Raw genomic sequence first — 18,491 nt, 5'->3', positions numbered from 1 at the left:
TCTTATTACACTGCTAATATACCTGTATAAGCTCCTATTAATCCAATAGCTAACATTATTAGCATTATTATTAATGGATTCACTTTTTTCTTTAGTAGAACCCACGATAACCAGAATATTAATAAGGTAGGAATTCCTGGTATAATACCATCTAATATTTCTTGGATTGTTGTGGCTGCTTCTCCTGATCCTAAACTAAAACCTATATTCACATTTACCATTTCAGCTGTCATGGATCCTGCCACTGCAAGACCTACTATTGAAGCTGCCTTGGTTAATTTTTCCATTATCCCATGTTCATTTGCCTGGGTTATAACTTCCGTACCAAGGTTAAAACCAACAAATGATAAGATATACCTACAAAGTAAACTCGGTACATTCCATGTTAGTAAAAATAATATTGGTCCGAGGACATTTCCTTGTAGGGCTAGAGATGTACCAATTCCTGTAGCAATAATCCTTAGCGTACCCCAAAATATTGAATCTCCTATTCCTGCAAGAGGTCCCATCAGAGCTGTTTTAACTTCAGATATGGATTTGGTATCAAATGTATCAATATTATTAGCTCTTTCTTCTTCCATAGCGGCAGAAATACCAAGAGGAAAACTAATAATAAAAGGGGTTGTATTATAAAATTCAAGGTGTCTTGTTAGAGCTTCTTTGAAATTTTCATCTTCAGGATATAGCTTCTTTAAAATAGGCATCAAAGCCCAAGCATATCCCATGTGCATCATTCTCTCATAGTTCCAAGCGTGTTCCATTGGAAGTGTTCTGAAACCTAATTTTCTTAAATCTTTTTTTGTTATTATACTATCTGGATTTTTTATCTTATTAAAATTCATCTAACACATACCCTTCCTGTTCACTACTAGTATAGGCTACGCTTTGAACCTCATCTTGTTTGAAAAAGCCTATAGCTGCAATAATTATTGAGAATATAGCTATCCCTGTGGTTGTTAATCCTGAATTTGAGAAATAAGCAAGGAGGAAGTAACCCATAAAGAAGAAAGGTGCTACCTTTTTGTTCATTATCATTTGTGCTAACATCGCAAAACCAAGAGCTGGTAACATTCCTGTAGCTATTTCTATCCCTGTTGTAACGAATTCAGGTATGCCTCCTAAAGCATTTGTTACGGCATCACTACCAAAATAGTAAGCAATAGGTACAACGCTTGATGTAATCATTTCAATGAAAAATGGAATTACTAAAACATCAAAGCTAAACATCTTGTATTTTCCATCTGCAACGTGTTTATCAGCCAAGTGACCTAGAGCAACTAATAACGGTGATCCTATTATTGTCCTAAGAGCTAACATCAAACTAGCTATTGGCATACCAAGGGTTAATGCAGCTTCAGGACCACTTCCGGCCTTTATAGCAAAGGCAACACCCAATACTGTTCCTGACAACATATCTGGTGGTATATAAGAACCTATACTAACTGCACCAATAAAGGCAAGTTCAAGAGTTGCTCCCATTATTAAACCTGCTTGAAAGTCTCCAAGCACAAGTCCAACTAGTGGCCCAATAACAATAGGTCTTTGAATTAAAGCTGTTCCTAGAAAGAACTCCGCCCTACCTAGTAGCATTATAAGTGCTAAAAGCATTGTTTCTCGTAACATATAATCTCCTTTAAATTACATCTTCTACATCAACCCTATTACTAGATGGTACGCCTTGAATATATACATCCACGCCTTTTGAGATCATGTTTCTTAGTATATCTTTATCTTCTTCATTTGCATAAACAGCAACTGCAAGCTTATCATAGCCTTCGTGAGGATAAGTACCTCCTAGATTTACCTCTTTAATATCTAGTGCATTTACTATTTTTTCACAATCAGCAATACTTTCAACTATAATAAATAAATTGTATTTATCCGTTACCCCAGACTTTATAGCCTTGATAGAATCTTCTATAGTTTTAGCTATTACCTTAACTCCAGCAGGTTTTGAAAATTTGATTACATTTTGTCTTAGCCTATCATGGACTAGCTCATCATTCGCTAACAAAATTGCATTTGCATCTAAGCTCTGTGACCATGAGAAGGCTACTTGTCCATGTAAGAGCCTATGGTCAATTCTTAATAATTTTATCATGGTATCTCCTTAAAAGTCGTCCAATTCTACATCAGCTTCTATATCTGATACAAGACATTTTAGGATTCCTTTTTTTGAATTTTCAATTATTTCATCAATTTCATCATCTATAGTGTCTTCACTTGCCAAAAGTACACTCATTACAAGGATGAGGTTCATCCCTGTAATAAGTATTACATTTTCCTTATCAGCGACAAGTTTCATAAGCTCATTATTTACACTGCCACCAAAAAGATCAGATATTATTACTAATTTGTCATTTTTATTTTCCTCAAGAAATTTCTTTATATCCTTTTCAAAAGGAGCTTCCTGGTCGACATAAGCTGCCATCGCAAACAAATTTTCTTGAGGGCCTAATATTAATTCTACACTTGATTTCACACCCTTTGCCATATAGGCGTGACTTACTAACAAAACTTTCATAACTTAGCCTTTTAATAGTCAAATTGTCTATAATATCTTCTGTATTCTAAGTTGTGGTTTGTGTATTTAGCGTAATTTCTTCCCATCCTTTCTGTTAGGAGAGCAGTTGCGATCCAAGGTGTTAGGTATTTTCTAAACTTGTTATCAATACCATTAAGTGCAAATTCTTGAGTATCAAATACATAGTGCTCTGCGTTTATTTTTTTACAGAAATTTTCTACCCTATTATCTTGCTCTCTAAATTCGTCCTCACCTTTTATAATAAATACTGGTACGTTTTCCTCTACTAATTCTAAGGTGCCATGGAAGAATAAAGAGCTTGTTACTGGCCTTGTTCTAATCCATTGCATCTCTTCTAAGATACACATTGAATATAGTAAACATTCACCCCAAAGGGCACCAGATGCTGTAAATATAGTATGCTCAGCGTCATAGATTTTGCTTGCTATATGGTCAGCTCTTTTGTCGAATTTTTCTCTAATACCTACTAAGCTATTGAAGATTCCCTTTAATTGATCAGCAAATTCTTCATAGTCATCAAATTGACCCATCTCATTTAATATTTTGTATAGGAAGATAGTTTGAAGTAGGTAGGAAAATTCTACCTTGCCCGTTACAGCAGCTTCTTCAATTACATGTGTAGAGTATTTCGCAAGTTCAGAATCTAATTTGGTGAACGATACAACTCTAACTTCTCTTTCTTGGAATTCTTTGACAGCCTTGATTAATTCAACAGTATTACCACTTGAACTTGCTGTAACTACTAAAGATTTTTTACTTAATTTTTTATCTTTTTTTAGGAAATAGTCAGCCGCACTTATTAGATGAACATCTATGTCAAAATACTTATCTAGCATATAATATAAGTGGTAAAATTCAAATTCCGTACCACCAATACCCATTAAGTAAAGGTTATCAAATCCTTCTTTAGCTATTTGAACTGCTAGCTTTTCTACATCTTCTCTCTTTTGGTAAGTTGCAACTCCATCTTCTAAATATTTTTCTGTGTCAAAATTGTATATTTTTCCCATTTCAAACTCCTATTATTTATTACTTCGCTTTTGAAACTATTGAATCATCAAATTTTTCCATCAAAGGATGAGTTTTCCAAGTACCCATTATCTCTGTTACATAGTATGAAAATAATTGGAAAGGTACTATAGAATAAATCAACCTTGTTAATTTGCTTTCATAGCTGATAACTATAACGTTTTCATCAGTTATTTGCCTATCTGTTATAAAATAACATTTATCAGTCACTTGTTTTAAGGCTTTAAACAGTTCATATTCCCTAGCACTTGTGTCATCTAGGTTGTCAATTATGGCAATCGTATAATCTGGTGTTAATTGTAGGTTTGGCCCATGGAGGAATTCTTCAACTTCGAAATACATAGCTGGTATTTTTGTTGTCTCGCTTATTTTTAAGGCGGCTTCCCTAGCAAGACCCAGGCAATCACCCGAACTTACTATATGGACAATCTTAGTTGATAACATATTCTTCTTATCTCTTTGGTATAAGTCTGTTGACCTATTTACAATGTTTTCAAAGATATCGTGTGCACTTTCCATATCTTTTTTCAAACTTGTAATAAATTCTTCAGACAGGGATTTATTCCCATAATTTATAGCAAAATTCAATAAAAATACTATTAGGCCAACATAGCCTCTTGTAACATACCCGACTGTTTCAATGCCTATACCATAGTCAAAAACTTCATCCAAATGCTTTCCTATTTCACTTTCAACATCTGAAGTAAGGACTGCTCCCTTTATGCCATTGGCCTTTAGATTGTCAACTAGATCAATGCAATTGGTTGACTTTCCTCCCTGGCTTACTACCAAAATAAATTTATCCTTATATTTATTCATTTCGTAGTATTTAAAGGTGTGAGCAGTAAATACCTCGACATTCTTATCAAGTAAGTCTCTTAAGGCATATTTAACTGACATACAAGCATTGAAAGATGAACCAGATGCCACTAAAATCAAATCCCCATCGGATTTTTTGTAAAAGTTTATAAACTCTTTAGTCAAAGACTCATCCAGAAGATTATCGGTGACTAATTCTGGAATACTGTTTATATAATCCAACATTGTTTTCTTCATAATCACCTCCATTAGATTGTTAAACTATATAGTTTCTATCATTATGATATAACAATCTAAAACTTTATGCAATCGTTTTTATAAAAAAGTAAGATTTTTTAAACCAGCTTATAAACCACTCGAATTTTCATAAGTATTTTTTATTATAGCTTGTAATTAATTTTAAATTCCACCCTATCCATTTTCATATAGGAAATGGTGTATTCTACCAAGTCCCTCTTTTTATTAAAGCCAAAAAACCTCACTTTATATATGTAATTATTAAGATCTATATTTAGGATATTGCTAATTTCAGGATTTTTCACAATTTCTATTTTTGTAATAAAATTAATAGGTAGGTTCTTTTTATAGGCCATATAATCATAGATAGATATCTTGGAAAAATCATACCTTATAGCATCTTTAAAAATATCAAAGGGAAAATAGCAATATTCAACTCCATAGGTGCTATCATCAGCAAACCTTATTCTATTTAATTCATAAAAATCATAATATTTTTTGAATATTTTATTCAAATTATTCTGATTATATAAAAGTTTAAATTTTTGAACATAGTCAGACGAAGATTTTCCTAGAACTATATTCTCATGCTTAATTGAAATTGGATTGTCATCTGAAAGGATAATTCTTCCGTTGTAATTTAAATTATTTGATACATAAGTGCCCTTTCCTTGGACCTTAATTAAAATCTTACTATCTACAAGTTTATCGATAGCATACTTGACTGTCATCCTGCTTACATTAAACTTGTCCGCAAGCTCTCTTTCTGAGGAGATTTTCATTCCTGGTTTTAAATTTCTATTTTTTATTTCTGACAAAAGATATTCTTCTACTTTATGATGTAAGAAATTCTTCAAGTTTTCCTCCTTCAAAAAATTCAAATGTATCAACCCTAGTTATTTCTTGCAGGTTTCCAAATATATTTTCCTTATCATAAAACTTCGAATTAAGCATGACCATAGTAGTAGCCGGTTTTAAATCAAAATATTTTACCTCTGTGTCATCTAAATATACCATAGACAAAATAACATCGGCTCTCTCAGTTTTAGAAATCACAGAGTCAAAAATTTTTTTCATGTCTTGATTCTCAGATAAAAGGTTTCCAAATATTTTATAATGAAAGACCCCTTTAAAATAAGATATAATTTCGTCTGTTTTCTTAATTTCAAATTCTATGCAAACTAAATCTGCATTCCTATCAGCATCAACTAAGTTTGACAAGAAAATGTTCCCCTTGACAACATCAACTTTCAACAAATTGATAGAAAAATGCCTATCCTCTTCAATTTTTTCTTTCCAGTAGTTTATATTTTGTAAGTCTCTTACTATTTTTTCCACAACTAACCTCTCTATTAATCCGTATTAATCAAGTTTTAATCTCCCTTATCCTTATCCTAATCGCCTGATGTGTGTAGTTTACTATTAGATTAGCAAGGCCTTTTCTTCTATTTCTAGGTAGGTTTCTACAAATAAGCATGAACCTACCATTAGTCTTAGATAACCACCTATTGTAATAACGCTGCAGATTCCCTTTAACTTACAAGAGTTCTTAGATTTCTTTAATCTTCCAACTTATAATATAATTCACAAGTGATTAGCATAATGTTTAGTCATGTTTTCCATAGAAGAATCATTGCATTAAGCTACACAAACACATTTTTTGTGCCTATAGTTTCTCCTACTTTTTCTAAGATATATTCACTTAAAAGTCTTCAGCAACTGCATATAATTCCTGTATTCCGCACTAGTACCCTATGACATAATTGCATCCGATAATCCTCATATGCCTGTACATGGGACTTAAGCATTTCTTCTCCAAAATAGAAAATATATATAGGCACAAACTCACCTATGTTTCTAACTTTTATGATTTTAAAAAGGCAGTCATTTTATCAAATCTTTAAGTATTATCTAGCAAAATTATATATCAGCAAATTCTAACCTAAATTGAATCTTATAGAGTTTTATAGATGACTCACATAATCTACATTAGATTTGATATAAGCTCTGCCACAGATCTTACACTGAAATTACATACCTTCCTCACCTCTTTATTAGTAACATAATCAAGGCTGTAGGAAAGAGATGTATTGCTTAAAAACTCAATGTCATTGAAGTCATCTCCTATTGCTATTATTTCCTTATCAAATCCATAGAAGTCCTTGATAAATTCTATGCCTGTTTGTTTGCTTACAGCAGAGTTAATTACGTCAATTACCCCTATTGATTTGTGAAATGAGAAGTCTTCCTGGAAGGGATTTTCTAGGATGTGGTCTGAGTATACTGCAAGGGATAGGATTTCTTCACCCTCTCTTAAGTCGTCTAACCTATCTACCGCCCTATCCTTGTCTGTAAAAAGCCTTATTGGGTAAGTCCTTCCATAGTAGTCTATTACATGCCTAAGCTTATCCTTATCTAGTGAATATTTTAGGATTTCTGTCATCTTTTTGCCGTCTTTTACCAAAATATGTGAGCCGTTATTGGCTATGACAAAGTCTGGGGCAAGCTTTCCTTCTATTAAGACTAAGAGAGAATGGTAGCTCCTACCTGTTACAAGGCCAAAGAGATTTCCCTTATCTTGGAAATCTCTTATGGCCTTTATATCTTCTATTTTTATTTTACCATCTATGAAAATTGTCCCGTCAAAGTCAGATGCTATTAACTTCATTTGTCTTCACTTATTTCTATCTTCTCAAAGCTAATATTATTTCTCTCAAGAAGCTCTACCGCATATTCGTCCATCCTATAAGCTGTTTCGTAATAAATCTTTTTGATTCCAGCTTGGATAAGGGACTTGGTACAATTAAGACAAGGGAAATGGGTCACATAACAAATGGTGTTTTTGGTAGCTATGCCCTCCTTGGCACAATAAAGTATAGCATTCATCTCTGCATGGATTGTGGCTATACAATGCCCTTCTCTCATGGTGTGGCCCACCTCATCGCAGTGAGGATTTCCCTTAATCGATCCGTTGTAGCCAGTAGATACTATCCTGTTTTCTTCATTTACCAAAACGCAACCCACATAAGCCCTATCGCAAGTTCCACGTCTTGCGACAGTCTTTGCAAGTTTCATAAAATATTCTTCCCAACTAAGTCTATCTTTTGCCATATTCTCTCCTTAAAATTTAAGTCTTATCTTAAATAGCATATCAAAGAATTTGTAACTTAGCAACAAGGCAAGGACAAATATGATCATCACAAGGAAAGTAGTCTCTACAAATACACTATAAATAAGTGAAGTCATGAGATTGGCTAAGGTAAGGGTCGCAAGAAGCTTACAAAATACGCTTACTTTTTTGTTTACTATCATATAGCCGCTTCTTTCACTAGTTTGATTTTTGCTTAGATATAAGGCTAGGAAAAATATGATAGCTGCTACTAGGATAAAGGCTAGGATGGTCCTTATATCATCTACATCAATATAGACAATAGACATTAGAGTTTTTGTAAAAGGATTTAGCTTTTCTTCAAAGCTTGCCATAGCACTATAAAACTTATCTGCCATATTTGTAGAAAATACTTGCAAGGTCATATTAATATTTTCCCTATAAAGTTCAAAGCCTGCAAGGGTCATTATGAAAAGACCCATATGACCTAGGAAATTACCTGCTATAAAACCTAAGGAAGTAGAAATTATACTTGTTCCAAGGAAAATCAAGACATTTCTAAAAATCTGCCCTCCCATAAGAAGAAAACTTAGGATTTGCCCAAAGGCTGAAGCCTTCAAGATAAAGGCAAGAACGATGGCATTTATAGCGAAAATTACCATACCAAAGAGAAATACTATCCCTATTTTCATAAGTAATTCATCTTTCTTCTTCCAAGGCATAAGTCTTGTAAAATCATAAATCGCAGAAGACTGCTCAAGACTTGTAAGACTCAATCCAAAAAGCCCCATAAAGATAACTATAGGAAAGATCAAGTCCTGGAAGTATCTAGATCCATCAAATTTCCCCTCATCAAAATTTTGAAAATAGGTCTTAATGCTATTGTAAATATAGTGGGCATCATATCCCCCATTTTTACTTAGCCTTTCAAAGTAATCATCCTGAGCTTTTCCAGAAACATCTAGGCTGTATACATCATCAAAGTCTAATAGCTTATACTTTTCCTTATACTTTAAAAGTTCAATTTCAATCTGGTCTAAACTTTCTCCGTTAATCTTTAATTCTTCATTATCATTTTTGCCGTATAAATCTTCTCTCATACTTAAAACATTATTAGAAAAGTTATCGTAGTCGTTTCTAATAGAATTTTGACTGGAAATGCCTACAACCATAGTACAAAAAACCGTCACCAAGATAATCCATATAGAAAATCTCTTCCAGGTAAATTTAATTAAATTCTTAAAATTACGCATCTTCTCGGCCCCTTTCTAGGTAGAAATAATCTTCAATCTTAGGAGTTAGGATATCGTATTGGACGATGTCCTTTCTATTTAAGATCTCTTCTACTTCTTTTTCGCTTTGATTTACAAGAATTGTCGCAACTCTTCCGATTTTATTTACGAGAATCATCCCCCTATCCAGATTATCAGGAACTTGGTCTTTAAATACTAGTTGGATTTTCCTTAATTGGTTGATTTTTTCATCAGAGGTGTCTATAAGCTTGCCGTCTTTTGTTAGATAAAAGATATAATCTGATATTCCAGAAAGCTGGTCGAGCTCGTGACTTGAGGCGAAGACTGCCTTGCCAGAATCCTTGGCATCTATCAGATATGATAGGATTTCCTTTTTGTTTAGGACATCCATCCCATCTAGGATCTCATCGATAAGAAGAATTCTCGCGCGACTTGCAAGAATTGTAATAAGACCTAGGATATTCTTCTGTCCCTTGGAGAAATTCCTTACGTTTTTGTCTGGATCTATCTTTTGTCTTTTGATTTCCTCAAGGAAGAAAGTCTCGTCGAAGTCTTCATAAATAACTTTGAAAAAGCCCGGAATATTCTTTACCTTATAGTAGTTAAAATAGTCAAAACTATCTGGCAAAAAGGCAATATTTTTGATAAGACTTGGATTTTCCCTAATATCTTTATCGTCCAGGCTAAAGCTTCCTTCATCCATATCATAAATCCCACACAAGCACTTAAGAAGAGTGGTCTTACCTGAACCATTACGGCCGACAAGTCCTGTAATCATTCCTTCCTCTAAGTCAAAGGAAATATTATCTAGGACTCTTTTCTCATCAAAGGCCTTAGTAATTTTATCTGCCCTTATCCTCATACAAACTCCTTTCTGTCTTATCGAAAATCTCAAGTATTTCTTTCTTATCAAAGCCTAAAAATATAGCCTTGGTGAAATCTTCCCTGAGATTTTCCGTAAATTCATCTTTACTCTTACCAATCTTACTCTGATCGATTCGGATAAAAGTCCCTATGCCAGGCTTAGTCTCTATTAGGCCTAGTCTATCAAGTTCCTTAAAGGCCTTGGAGACAGTCGTCTGGTTGATGGACAAAGCTTTCGATAAGTCTCTTACAGATGGGAACTTATCCCCATCCTTAAGTAAGCCTTTCGCAAGATAGAGCTTGGTCTCATCTACGATTTGCATATACAAAGGGACTTCCGAATTAAAATTTAGATTAAACATAAAACCTCCCTTATGGTGTTATGCCATATACCATACACTATTAATAATATTATATCAGGGACTAAGACTTTTGCAAGAGAAAATAAAAATTTCCACAAAAAAACTTCCCGAAGGAAGTTCTAGGAAGCAAACAAAATCAACCTTATTTTGACTTTAATGGAGAAATCAATGAGATGTCTCGACTTCGCTCGACATAAGGGATTTATGAACCTTAGGTATAAATAATTATAAAGGAAAGTTTGCTTTCCACCCTCCCTTATTTCGACTAACACGGAGAAATCTATGCGTTTATTGTAAAGCTTAGTTAATTTTGAGATGTCTCGACTTCACTCGACGGTAGGTAAATCTAATAGATCTCTCGACAAGCTCGAGATGCCACCTTCGGTGTCAGTTTGCGGGCTCAGAAACAAGCCCGTCCGGCTCAGGGAGGACAAGCCCGTCCGGCTCATTGAGGACTTCACCTCGCAAAACCTCGATTAAGGTCTGCCATCAATTCTCTTAGTTCATTGTGGCCAGAACCATTAGACATAAGGGATTTGTTTTTCTAAAAATTATTATTTTATAAAGGATAGCTTGTTTTCTGACACTCCCTTATTTCGACTAAAATGGAGAAATCTCATCTCCCCCCCTTATTTCGACTGAACGAAGTGAGCGGAGAAATCTATTGAGATGTCTCGACTGCGCTCGACATAAGGGTAAGTGCTATGCAGTAATGAATTCATTATATCGTGAAATTTTTCCAGCTTAGTTTATATACACTAACAAGAATAAATCTAATGAAATCTCTCCATGCCCTCGTTCCACTAATACTTAAATCCCCTACATCAAAACAGCAAAAGGCTTGACTATTTTGGAGAAGATTTTAGAGCTTAGTTTGATGTTTTCAACATCTTCCATATTTACTTCTTGACCAATTTCAAAGAATATATCGAAGTCGTTTTTGATTTCTACCAAGCTATTTGACTTATACATATAAAGCCCGCACTCAAAGTTTTGAAAAAGAGCCCTGTAGTCTAGGTTGACTGTTCCTACAAAACCTACCTTTCCATCAGCAAGCCAGGTCTTGGAGTGGACAAAGCCTGGAGTATATTCGAAAATCCTCACACCTGCTTCTATAAATTCCTTGTAATGGTCCTTGGCAAGGGCGAAGGCTACTTTCTTGTCTGGTATGTGTGGCAGGCAGATTCTTACATCAAGGCCTGACTTCGAGGCAAGCTTGATTGAATTTCTAATCTCTTCATCTACTATTAGATAAGGACTCATGAGATAGACATACTTTTTGGCCTTGTTTATGGTATCGAGGAGGACGTTTTTGGATATGGTCTCATTATCTAGGGGATTGTCAGCAAAGGGAATATAGAAACCTGTAGCTTCTGTATCAGGATATTTCTTAAGATAAGGACTGTAGTCTTCTGGCTTATTGTCAAGAGAAAACCACATATTGAGAAACATTATGGTAAAGCTTTTGACAGCACTGCCCTTAATTCTTACACCACAATCCTTCCAATGACCAAACCTTTCATATACATTTATGTATTCGTCAGATAGGTTGATCCCTCCTGTGTAGGCGATTTTACCATCTACTACCATGACCTTCCTGTGATCTCTGTTGTTCTGATAGGTGGATACTATAGGATACATCTTAGAAAAGACCCTACATTCTATCCCCAAGCTTTCCATCTCCTTAGGAAAATCAGACCTTAATCTAGTTATGAGATTGGACCCATCAAACAGAAGTCTTACCTTAACGCCCTCCTTGGCCTTTTTGACAAGCTCTTCTAGGATTGTCCCCCACATATAACCATAGTCGATTATGAAAAACTCCATAAATATAAAGTCTTCCGCACTTTTCACATCGCTTAGCATGGCCTCGAACATATCGTCTCCTACCTTAAAGTAGGTAGAAGATGTGTCCTTGTAGGTTGGAAAGCCCCCCACATCGTCCAAGTATTTGGCTATTGGATAAAATCTCCTTTCCCTATCCTCGATTTTTTCGTAAAGATCCTTATCCTTTTGGATATATTTTCTAGAATCCTTATCAAGGCTTACAACCTTCCTCTGCTCTCTCTTATAACCAATCGAATAGTGACTTACAAGAAAGGCGATGATGCCAAAGGTCGGAACGATCGCAATTAACATAAACCAAGACAATTTGTTAGCGTTTGATACCTTTTTCATATTGAGGATTATAAGCATCATTATAAACTTAGATAGGGTATCTCCTCCCATTATGTAAGTAAAATCTATCTTAGAATTATAATAGAAATAAATCATCAAAATAAGCTGGAGGATTACCAAAAAGGCAAATAATCCCGCTCGTGAAAATATCAAACTGCCCAAGCCCTTCCTGGTTTTCTTAACGTATTTATTTTCGTTGATTTTCTTAATGATATTTTTATTAAATTTATTCATAGACTTATTATATCACTTTATCCCTCCAACTTACAATATCATAGCTTGACATAAGTCTTTAAATTCATAAGATATAAGGTGAGGTGAAATGAGATGAAAAATATATTAATAATAAATGATTTCGTTTCCCTAGGAAAAATTGCCGGCAAGATGATGGAAACTGTCCTCTCCTACAAGGGACACAACACTTTCTTCCTTCCAACCGCCCTTATAGCAAACAACTTCTCCTACGGGAAAAACGCCATATTAGATACAACAGAATACTTAAAAGATACCCTAAGAAACTGGGAGGAGATAGGATTTAAGTTTGACCTTATCTCTATTGGATATATACACAATACTGAGCAAAGAGATATAATCTATGATTATGTAAAAAACTTAGACTATAAGACTACTGTCCTCTTTGACCCAATCATGGGAGATGAGGGGGCTCTTTACCCAACTCTTGATGAGAAAATGCTCGATAACTACAAGTCCTTACTCGATATTTCAGATATCATAAGCCCAAATGCGACAGAGGCAAAGTTTCTTGATATAGACTACGAGGATTTTGTAAGTAAAGGAAAAAAATATCTTATAACTTCTGTAGAAGAAGACGGGAAATATTTCGTGAAAGGATATGATGAGGATGAATTTAAAGTTTCCTTCGACAAACTTCCCAAAAGACTTACAGGAACGGGAGACCTCTTCGACGGACTTTTCATAGCCTACTTCCTAGACGGATGTTCTATAGAAGAAGCTTGCCAGAAGACAGTCGATATTATATCCAAAATCTATAGAGATGTTATCGAATACTCTACTAATGAAAATATAAATATCGAAAGATATCTGGACCTCATAGACTAAGGGGGATTTGTGCAAAGAAAAGATTATTGGAAAAAATCACTATCAATTGCCTGGCCTGCCCTATTGGAATTCTTCTTTATATCCATAGCAGACATAATAGATACCTTCATGGTATCAGGTATGGGCCCAAGTGCTGTTGCAGCCATAGGCCTAACTACCCAGCCTAAATTTATAGCCCTTACCATATTCTTCTCCATAAATGCGGCCGTATCGGCCCTTGTTGCGAGAAGACAGGGTGAAGGAGACAGAAAAGAAGCTAACAAGACTCTTCTAACAGCTATTTATATAGTAATAGCTTTCGTAATCCTAGTAGACCTTGTGATGATGCCCTTCCTCTCCCCAATTCTTAAGTTTGCTGGGTCCAATCCTGAAACTCATGAGCTTTCTATAGCTTACTTTCAAATAATTATGGGAGGAATTATCTTTAATGCCCTAGCCATGGTCATCAATGCTGGCCACAGGGGGTGCGGCAATACACAAATTGCCTTCGTATCAAACCTAGTTAGCTCTGTCGTTAATATCACCTTTAACTACCTACTAATCTACGGAAACTTTGGCTTTCCTGCCCTAGGCATAAGGGGAGCTGCTATTGCGACAGTCCTAGGGACAGTCGTGGCGAGCATTATGTGTACCATTTCTCTAACGAGGAAATCTTCCTACCTGAACTTCAATCAGTTTGTAAAAGCGAAGTTTTCCTTTAGCAAAAAAATCGCCAAATCTATTGCAAGCCTCGGATCAAATATATTTGTAGAAAATGTCTCAGCAAGAATCGGCTTTCTGGTAACAGCTATCACCGCAGCAAGTCTTGGAACAGAAATATTTGCTGCCCACAATGTAGGAATGAACCTTCTATCTTTAACCTTCTCCTTGGGTAATGGTATGCAAGTAGCAGCCATAGCCCTTTCAGGTAACGCCCTAGGAGCAGAGGATAAAGAAGGAGCTAAGACTTACGGCAAGGTCTGCCAAGAAATCGGCTTTAGCCTATCAGTAATAGTTTCAATCATACTGATATTTTTCGGAAGAAATATCTTTGGCCTCTTCTTCAAAGACCCAGATATAATAGAATACGGTGTAATAATAACTAGATTTCTAACAGTAATAGTTCTCCTACAAATCTCCCAAACAATCTACGGAGGATGCCTCAGAGCGGCAGGAGATGTCAAATACACCCTCTTTGTAGCCCTATTATCTGTAACCTTCATCAGAAGTGCAGTCACCCTACTTGCAGTAAATGTCCTAAGCCTGGGCATAATTGGAATCTGGCTAGGAATCCTATCAGATCAGGCATCAAGATTTATTTGCCTAAGACGTAGATTCCATCAAGGAAACTGGGTCAACAAGAAAATTTAAAAAAAGGAGAGTCTCCGAAAGCTAGGGAGCTCTCCTATTTTCATCTCTCTTTTTAAACGAATAAAGAATCGAATCCGCTTGTCTTTTCTTATAAATTATGCTAGAATGGATACATCTTGGGGCATTAGCTCAGTTGGGAGAGCGCTTGACTGGCAGTCAAGAGGCCAAGGGTTCAATTCCCTTATGCTCCACCATAAGAATCAGGAGAAATCAAAAGGCTTCAAATCACTGTTTTGTAGAGGTTCAAAGCTCTCGATAAACGAGAAACATCAAATTAACTTAACAAGAACTAAATTAGTTATAATGAAAAATAAGAGGATTTGGGTCTTTTATTTATTTTCTTCTACATATTCAATTTTTTCCTTATCCATAACTGAATCTGGGATCATTTTGCTTGTTATATAAATTAGAAATGGAAGTTTATCTTTCTACTTTTGGAAAAGATATCCTGTCTTTAATTATGGGATAGGAAAAATGGAGATAAAAAATTGAAAAAAATAATTTTTTCCGGTATAAATATTATTGTAGATGGTTTGCAAATAATTACCCGAGGAGGTAAAATATGAAAATATTTGAATCAATAAAAAATAGATGGAAAAAATTCTTGAAAAATCTAGCAGAAGAAAATAAAAAATCTTTTGGAAATGAAAGATTAGATTGTTGTTCATTGAACAAAAAAGAATATAAATAAAGAAAAAATGATCGCGGCTGAGACTGTGTGAAATTTTGTGTATAGAAACCTCCTGATTAGGGAAAGTAAAAACTAATCAGGAGGAATTTTTATGCCAAGAAAAAGACCAGAGACAAAAAGGGGTCTATAATAAATCGTGTTGGTAGTAGTAAATGATACTTCTGTCATCACGATTTTTTTGTAAAAAAGAAGACATATCTAATCATTTACCCTATAATTAAATTAACTACAATCAAAAAAGACTTAAAACCAATACTATTTCATAAAAGCCACAGTCTTATAGTTGCTAACCTTTGTAAACCCGTTCTTCTCATAAAACCTTATAGATCTATCAGTGTCGTCTGTTAGTAAAATGATTTGTCGAATATCCTTATACTCATCAAGAATTATTTTTAATAACTGACTTCCAATTCCTTTTTTCTGGTATGAATTTAAAACTAAAATATCTTGAATATAAATAATAGTACAGCTATCACCAACAACTCTTGCTAATCCCACTAGCAAATCTTCCTCCCAAGCTGTCCAGATCTTCAATGAATTTTTCAAGCCATTTTCTAACTGTTTTGGGTCACTAGTATATGCACTCCGTAAAACATCATTATATAAATTTAGAATGCTATCTAAATTTGGTATTACATCTTCTTTGATTACAATGTTTTTCATTTTTATTCCTCTTATCTAATCCATACATCTGTTGGTAAGGCTTCTATATTATAATCTGGGAAGTGATTTTTTATATCGCCTACTACTTTTTCTAAAACTATAAGCCTATCATCTGCATCTAAGCTTATTGTAAGATCAAACCTTATTTCCTTATCAAGCTGATCTACATACAGGCCATGAACTCCGTCTATGTCTTGGTGGGATAAGATTATTTCTTTTATCTCCTCTTTGATTGTTTTAATGTGCTTGTTTTGAGCATTTATTGGATATACACCTACCGCAGTGAGTATTATTTGATGTTTGTAGTAAACTTCAAGTTGTATATCTCTGATTATCTCATCTAGCCTCTCAGCTGTAAAAGATTCTGGCATACCTATATCAATAGATCCATTCCAATCATTAGGCCCGTAATTGCTTAGGACCAGGGCACTTGCTTCTTCTACATCAGGGAAACTTTCTACTGTTTTTATCACTTCTTGTTCAAGTTCTGGATCAATCGTCTCTCCTAATATTTGTGATATGGTTTTGCTTAGCATATCTATTGCAGATTTTATAATGATTATTGATATGATTGCTCCAAGATATGCTTCTAGGGAAATATCAAACATTACATACAAGCCTGCAGATATTAGGATTGATAAGGATACGATTGAGTCAAGCCTAGAATCTTCACCTGCATTAATAAGAGAATCTGATTTCACCTCTCCGCCAACCTTTAAGAAGTAACGGGCTATAGCTAGTTTTACCAAGACAGATAGGCTAACTATTATAACACTTAGGAGGCTATAAGATGGCTCTACTGGATCAAATATTTTTTTGCCTGCCTCTACTAGGGATGTTATACCTACATATAAGATAATTACCGAAATAACCATAGCCGAAAGGTATTCTATCCTCCCATAGCCAAAGGGATGTTTGTCGTCAGCTTCTTTGCCGGCAAGTTTTGTTCCGACAATGGTTATAACAGAGCTTAGTGCATCTGATAAATTATTTACTGCATCGACCAATATAGCTATGGAGTTTGATTTCATTCCAATAAATACTTTCAATATTGCAAGTAGGGCATTTCCAACTATGCCAAACATGCTGGTCTTTACAATTTTATTTTCTCGATCCTTTTCTAATTCTTCTAGTTTCTTAAAATCTTTAAATCTCTTCAATTTATATTAATTCCTTTATTTCATGATTATAGTGACAAATGAACAAACAGCTTTCTTCTATCAATTATAACATTTTTACTCAAAGAAAAATAGGAAAAGGGCTAATCTACCTTTCTCCTATTTATTTCTCTAAGCTAAGCCAGATATCTTTTCGTAAGACTCATATAGTGCTTGTAAAGGCTGGTGAATTTGTTCCTGTGATTTTTCTTCCAAGGCTTATCCCTGCCGCAGAAGTGAAGAACTACGGTGTGATCCATTAGCCAAGCTAGGTCAGCTTGCTTTTTGCTGCGAAGGAGATAAGAAGAATAGTTTCTTGCGTCATAATTATAGATCAAATCATCTAAAGGATAAATCCTACCCCCGTACATGGCATTAAGGATGTCTTGGTCTGGGAGGAAAAGATTCATGTAATTATCCTCAACAAAGGAGAAAATCTCCTCTGGGTCAATCTCCTCTCTCGCCCTTTTAAGATTAATTAGAAGCAGACCCGAATTGTAATAGTCGGTGTCAGTTCCTAGGCGAATCCTATTGACATTGTTGGCCATATCGGTCTTCCCAGTATGGCTTGCCGCAGCAAAAATATAATCTGAGATATCAGTCCTAAGTAAATCGTCCAAGGGATTGATAACTAACATATCAGGGTCGAGATATAAAATATCTCCCAAATCTTCCGGCAAAAACTCCCCCGCAAGAAGCCTATAATACATCTCCTTTGGATAGCGGTCGGTAACTTTCGCAAAAGAGAATAGATCGTCCGTAGCCCTTATTGGATAAAGGGTGTAAGAGAATTTCTTTAAATCTTCCCCTAAGTCTTTAAGCTTATCCTCTGATATTCTAGAGTGGATAAGATAGACGTCAAAGATCCTTCCTGGATTATTTATGTAAATAGAAGTCATAAGAACTTTCATCTGCGGTATATAATTTTCATCTAATGTAAGCAATAAAGCATCAGCCATAATTTTCCTTTCTATTTATAAAATATTATATAAGTATAGTCAATTTATACCCAAAATCGACTTTTGAGCTTATGAAATATCTGAAGTACTATTATTTATTATCATCCAAGAGGTAAAATAAAGCAAGTCAAGAGATGTCTCGACTTCGCTCGACATAATGGGAAAGAAAACAAAGTTTTCTCTCATTTTCCCTTG

The 18,491-nt window shown here is 34.8% G+C and carries 20 protein-coding genes and 1 tRNA gene; 4 read left to right on the top strand and 17 right to left on the bottom strand.

The window, feature by feature from the left end:
* Window positions 1–5 precede the first annotated feature (5 nt).
* From C7D97_RS09645 to cls, 14 genes are all read right to left on the bottom strand, one after another.
* A complete protein-coding gene (locus tag C7D97_RS09645; protein WP_105301820.1) occupies window positions 6–842 on the bottom strand; it encodes a PTS system mannose/fructose/sorbose family transporter subunit IID in 837 nt (278 codons plus the stop codon).
* The gene (locus C7D97_RS09640; protein WP_105301819.1) at window positions 832–1,623 is read right to left on the bottom strand and encodes a PTS mannose/fructose/sorbose/N-acetylgalactosamine transporter subunit IIC; all 792 of its coding nucleotides are present in this window, start codon (window positions 1,621–1,623) and stop codon (window positions 832–834) included. Before C7D97_RS09640 ends, C7D97_RS09645 begins: the two co-directional genes overlap by 11 nt.
* A 10-nt stretch (window positions 1,624–1,633) precedes the next feature.
* A complete protein-coding gene (locus tag C7D97_RS09635; RefSeq protein WP_105301818.1) occupies window positions 1,634–2,101 on the bottom strand; it encodes a PTS sugar transporter subunit IIB in 468 nt (155 codons plus the stop codon).
* A 9-nt stretch (window positions 2,102–2,110) separates the two neighbouring features.
* Window positions 2,111–2,524, bottom strand: coding sequence for a PTS sugar transporter subunit IIA (locus C7D97_RS09630; protein ID WP_105301817.1), 414 nt, complete (start codon window positions 2,522–2,524; stop codon window positions 2,111–2,113).
* A gap of 11 nt (window positions 2,525–2,535) precedes the next feature.
* Window positions 2,536–3,555 (bottom strand): SIS domain-containing protein, encoded by a 1,020-nt coding sequence (locus C7D97_RS09625; protein ID WP_105301816.1) that lies wholly within the window; start codon window positions 3,553–3,555, stop codon window positions 2,536–2,538.
* 19 nt (window positions 3,556–3,574) lie between these two features.
* Window positions 3,575–4,630, bottom strand: a complete 1,056-nt coding sequence (locus C7D97_RS09620) for an SIS domain-containing protein (RefSeq protein ID WP_158679139.1) — start codon at window positions 4,628–4,630, stop codon at window positions 3,575–3,577.
* Window positions 4,631–4,773: 143 nt separating this feature from the next.
* Complete coding sequence (locus C7D97_RS09615; RefSeq protein ID WP_158679138.1) at window positions 4,774–5,487, bottom strand: GntR family transcriptional regulator; 714 nt, start codon at window positions 5,485–5,487, stop codon at window positions 4,774–4,776.
* Window positions 5,465–5,968: a hypothetical protein gene (locus tag C7D97_RS09610; protein WP_105301813.1), complete on the bottom strand. Its 504-nt coding sequence runs from the start codon at window positions 5,966–5,968 to the stop codon at window positions 5,465–5,467. The genes C7D97_RS09615 and C7D97_RS09610 overlap by 23 nt, the downstream gene beginning before the upstream one ends.
* Before the next feature lie 646 nt (window positions 5,969–6,614).
* Window positions 6,615–7,298, bottom strand: a complete 684-nt coding sequence (locus C7D97_RS09605; protein ID WP_105301812.1) for an HAD family hydrolase — start codon at window positions 7,296–7,298, stop codon at window positions 6,615–6,617.
* On the bottom strand, window positions 7,295–7,741 hold the full coding sequence (locus C7D97_RS09600; RefSeq protein ID WP_105301811.1) for a deoxycytidylate deaminase: 447 nt from the start codon (window positions 7,739–7,741) through the stop codon (window positions 7,295–7,297). Before C7D97_RS09600 ends, C7D97_RS09605 begins: the two co-directional genes overlap by 4 nt.
* Before the next feature lie 9 nt (window positions 7,742–7,750).
* On the bottom strand, window positions 7,751–8,992 hold the full coding sequence (locus C7D97_RS09595; protein ID WP_105301810.1) for a hypothetical protein: 1,242 nt from the start codon (window positions 8,990–8,992) through the stop codon (window positions 7,751–7,753).
* Complete coding sequence (locus C7D97_RS09590) at window positions 8,985–9,854, bottom strand: ATP-binding cassette domain-containing protein (RefSeq protein ID WP_105301809.1); 870 nt, start codon at window positions 9,852–9,854, stop codon at window positions 8,985–8,987. The genes C7D97_RS09595 and C7D97_RS09590 overlap by 8 nt, the downstream gene beginning before the upstream one ends.
* Window positions 9,835–10,218 (bottom strand): GntR family transcriptional regulator, encoded by a 384-nt coding sequence (locus tag C7D97_RS09585; RefSeq protein ID WP_105301808.1) that lies wholly within the window; start codon window positions 10,216–10,218, stop codon window positions 9,835–9,837. Before C7D97_RS09585 ends, C7D97_RS09590 begins: the two co-directional genes overlap by 20 nt.
* An 819-nt stretch (window positions 10,219–11,037) precedes the next feature.
* Window positions 11,038–12,630 carry a cardiolipin synthase gene (gene cls, locus C7D97_RS09580; protein ID WP_105301807.1) on the bottom strand — a complete coding sequence of 531 codons (1,593 nt, stop codon included), beginning with the start codon at window positions 12,628–12,630 and terminating at the stop codon, window positions 11,038–11,040.
* Window positions 12,631–12,723: 93 nt separating this feature from the next.
* Here cls and C7D97_RS09575 point away from each other — a divergent pair, with 93 nt between their 5' ends.
* The 4 genes from C7D97_RS09575 (at window position 12,724) to C7D97_RS10760 (ending at window position 15,517) form a co-directional block, all read left to right on the top strand.
* Complete coding sequence (locus tag C7D97_RS09575) at window positions 12,724–13,476, top strand: bifunctional hydroxymethylpyrimidine kinase/phosphomethylpyrimidine kinase (protein ID WP_105301806.1); 753 nt, start codon at window positions 12,724–12,726, stop codon at window positions 13,474–13,476.
* A 9-nt stretch (window positions 13,477–13,485) separates the two neighbouring features.
* Entirely contained in the window at window positions 13,486–14,826 is a 1,341-nt protein-coding gene (locus C7D97_RS09570; protein WP_105301805.1) for an MATE family efflux transporter, read from the top strand.
* A gap of 118 nt (window positions 14,827–14,944) precedes the next feature.
* Window positions 14,945–15,020: transfer RNA gene (locus C7D97_RS09565), tRNA-Ala, on the top strand.
* A gap of 368 nt (window positions 15,021–15,388) precedes the next feature.
* Window positions 15,389–15,517: an LDCC motif putative metal-binding protein gene (locus tag C7D97_RS10760; RefSeq protein WP_275886695.1), complete on the top strand. Its 129-nt coding sequence runs from the start codon at window positions 15,389–15,391 to the stop codon at window positions 15,515–15,517.
* 255 nt (window positions 15,518–15,772) lie between these two features.
* Here C7D97_RS10760 and C7D97_RS09555 read toward each other — a convergent pair whose 3' ends face one another.
* The 3 genes from C7D97_RS09555 to C7D97_RS09545 all read right to left on the bottom strand — a co-directional run bounded on the left by C7D97_RS09555 (window position 15,773) and on the right by C7D97_RS09545 (window position 18,296).
* A complete protein-coding gene (locus C7D97_RS09555) occupies window positions 15,773–16,180 on the bottom strand; it encodes a GNAT family N-acetyltransferase (RefSeq protein WP_105301804.1) in 408 nt (135 codons plus the stop codon).
* Window positions 16,181–16,191: 11 nt separating this feature from the next.
* Entirely contained in the window at window positions 16,192–17,340 is a 1,149-nt protein-coding gene (locus C7D97_RS09550) for a cation diffusion facilitator family transporter (protein WP_105301803.1), read from the bottom strand.
* Between the two features lie 134 nt (window positions 17,341–17,474).
* Window positions 17,475–18,296: a glycosyltransferase family 8 protein gene (locus C7D97_RS09545; protein WP_105301802.1), complete on the bottom strand. Its 822-nt coding sequence runs from the start codon at window positions 18,294–18,296 to the stop codon at window positions 17,475–17,477.
* Window positions 18,297–18,491 lie beyond the last annotated feature (195 nt).

Origin of the sequence: Anaerococcus marasmi (genome assembly GCF_900290195.1) — a bacterium.
In the GTDB taxonomy this organism is placed as follows: domain Bacteria; phylum Bacillota; class Clostridia; order Tissierellales; family Peptoniphilaceae; genus Anaerococcus; species Anaerococcus marasmi.
This window is presented reverse-complemented; position numbering and strand designations above follow the sequence as displayed.

Excerpts from the sequence above, each read along its gene's own strand:
- C7D97_RS09595 (WP_105301810.1), bottom strand. The coding sequence starts at position 8,992 with ATGCGTAATTTTAAGAATTTAATTAAATTTACCTGGAAGAGATTTTCT.
- C7D97_RS09635 (WP_105301818.1), bottom strand. The coding sequence starts at position 2,101 with ATGATAAAATTATTAAGAATTGACCATAGGCTCTTACATGGACAAGTA.
- C7D97_RS09640 (WP_105301819.1), bottom strand. The coding sequence starts at position 1,623 with ATGTTACGAGAAACAATGCTTTTAGCACTTATAATGCTACTAGGTAGG.
- C7D97_RS09575 (WP_105301806.1), top strand. The coding sequence starts at position 12,724 with ATGAAAAATATATTAATAATAAATGATTTCGTTTCCCTAGGAAAAATT.
- C7D97_RS10760 (WP_275886695.1), top strand. The coding sequence starts at position 15,389 with ATGAAAATATTTGAATCAATAAAAAATAGATGGAAAAAATTCTTGAAA.
- C7D97_RS09620 (WP_158679139.1), bottom strand. The coding sequence starts at position 4,630 with ATGAAGAAAACAATGTTGGATTATATAAACAGTATTCCAGAATTAGTC.
- C7D97_RS09545 (WP_105301802.1), bottom strand. The coding sequence starts at position 18,296 with ATGGCTGATGCTTTATTGCTTACATTAGATGAAAATTATATACCGCAG.
- C7D97_RS09590 (WP_105301809.1), bottom strand. The coding sequence starts at position 9,854 with ATGAGGATAAGGGCAGATAAAATTACTAAGGCCTTTGATGAGAAAAGA.
- cls (WP_105301807.1), bottom strand. The coding sequence starts at position 12,630 with ATGAATAAATTTAATAAAAATATCATTAAGAAAATCAACGAAAATAAA.
- C7D97_RS09625 (WP_105301816.1), bottom strand. The coding sequence starts at position 3,555 with ATGGGAAAAATATACAATTTTGACACAGAAAAATATTTAGAAGATGGA.
- C7D97_RS09600 (WP_105301811.1), bottom strand. The coding sequence starts at position 7,741 with ATGGCAAAAGATAGACTTAGTTGGGAAGAATATTTTATGAAACTTGCA.
- C7D97_RS09630 (WP_105301817.1), bottom strand. The coding sequence starts at position 2,524 with ATGAAAGTTTTGTTAGTAAGTCACGCCTATATGGCAAAGGGTGTGAAA.
- C7D97_RS09585 (WP_105301808.1), bottom strand. The coding sequence starts at position 10,218 with ATGTTTAATCTAAATTTTAATTCGGAAGTCCCTTTGTATATGCAAATC.
- C7D97_RS09555 (WP_105301804.1), bottom strand. The coding sequence starts at position 16,180 with ATGAAAAACATTGTAATCAAAGAAGATGTAATACCAAATTTAGATAGC.
- C7D97_RS09605 (WP_105301812.1), bottom strand. The coding sequence starts at position 7,298 with ATGAAGTTAATAGCATCTGACTTTGACGGGACAATTTTCATAGATGGT.
- C7D97_RS09645 (WP_105301820.1), bottom strand. The coding sequence starts at position 842 with ATGAATTTTAATAAGATAAAAAATCCAGATAGTATAATAACAAAAAAA.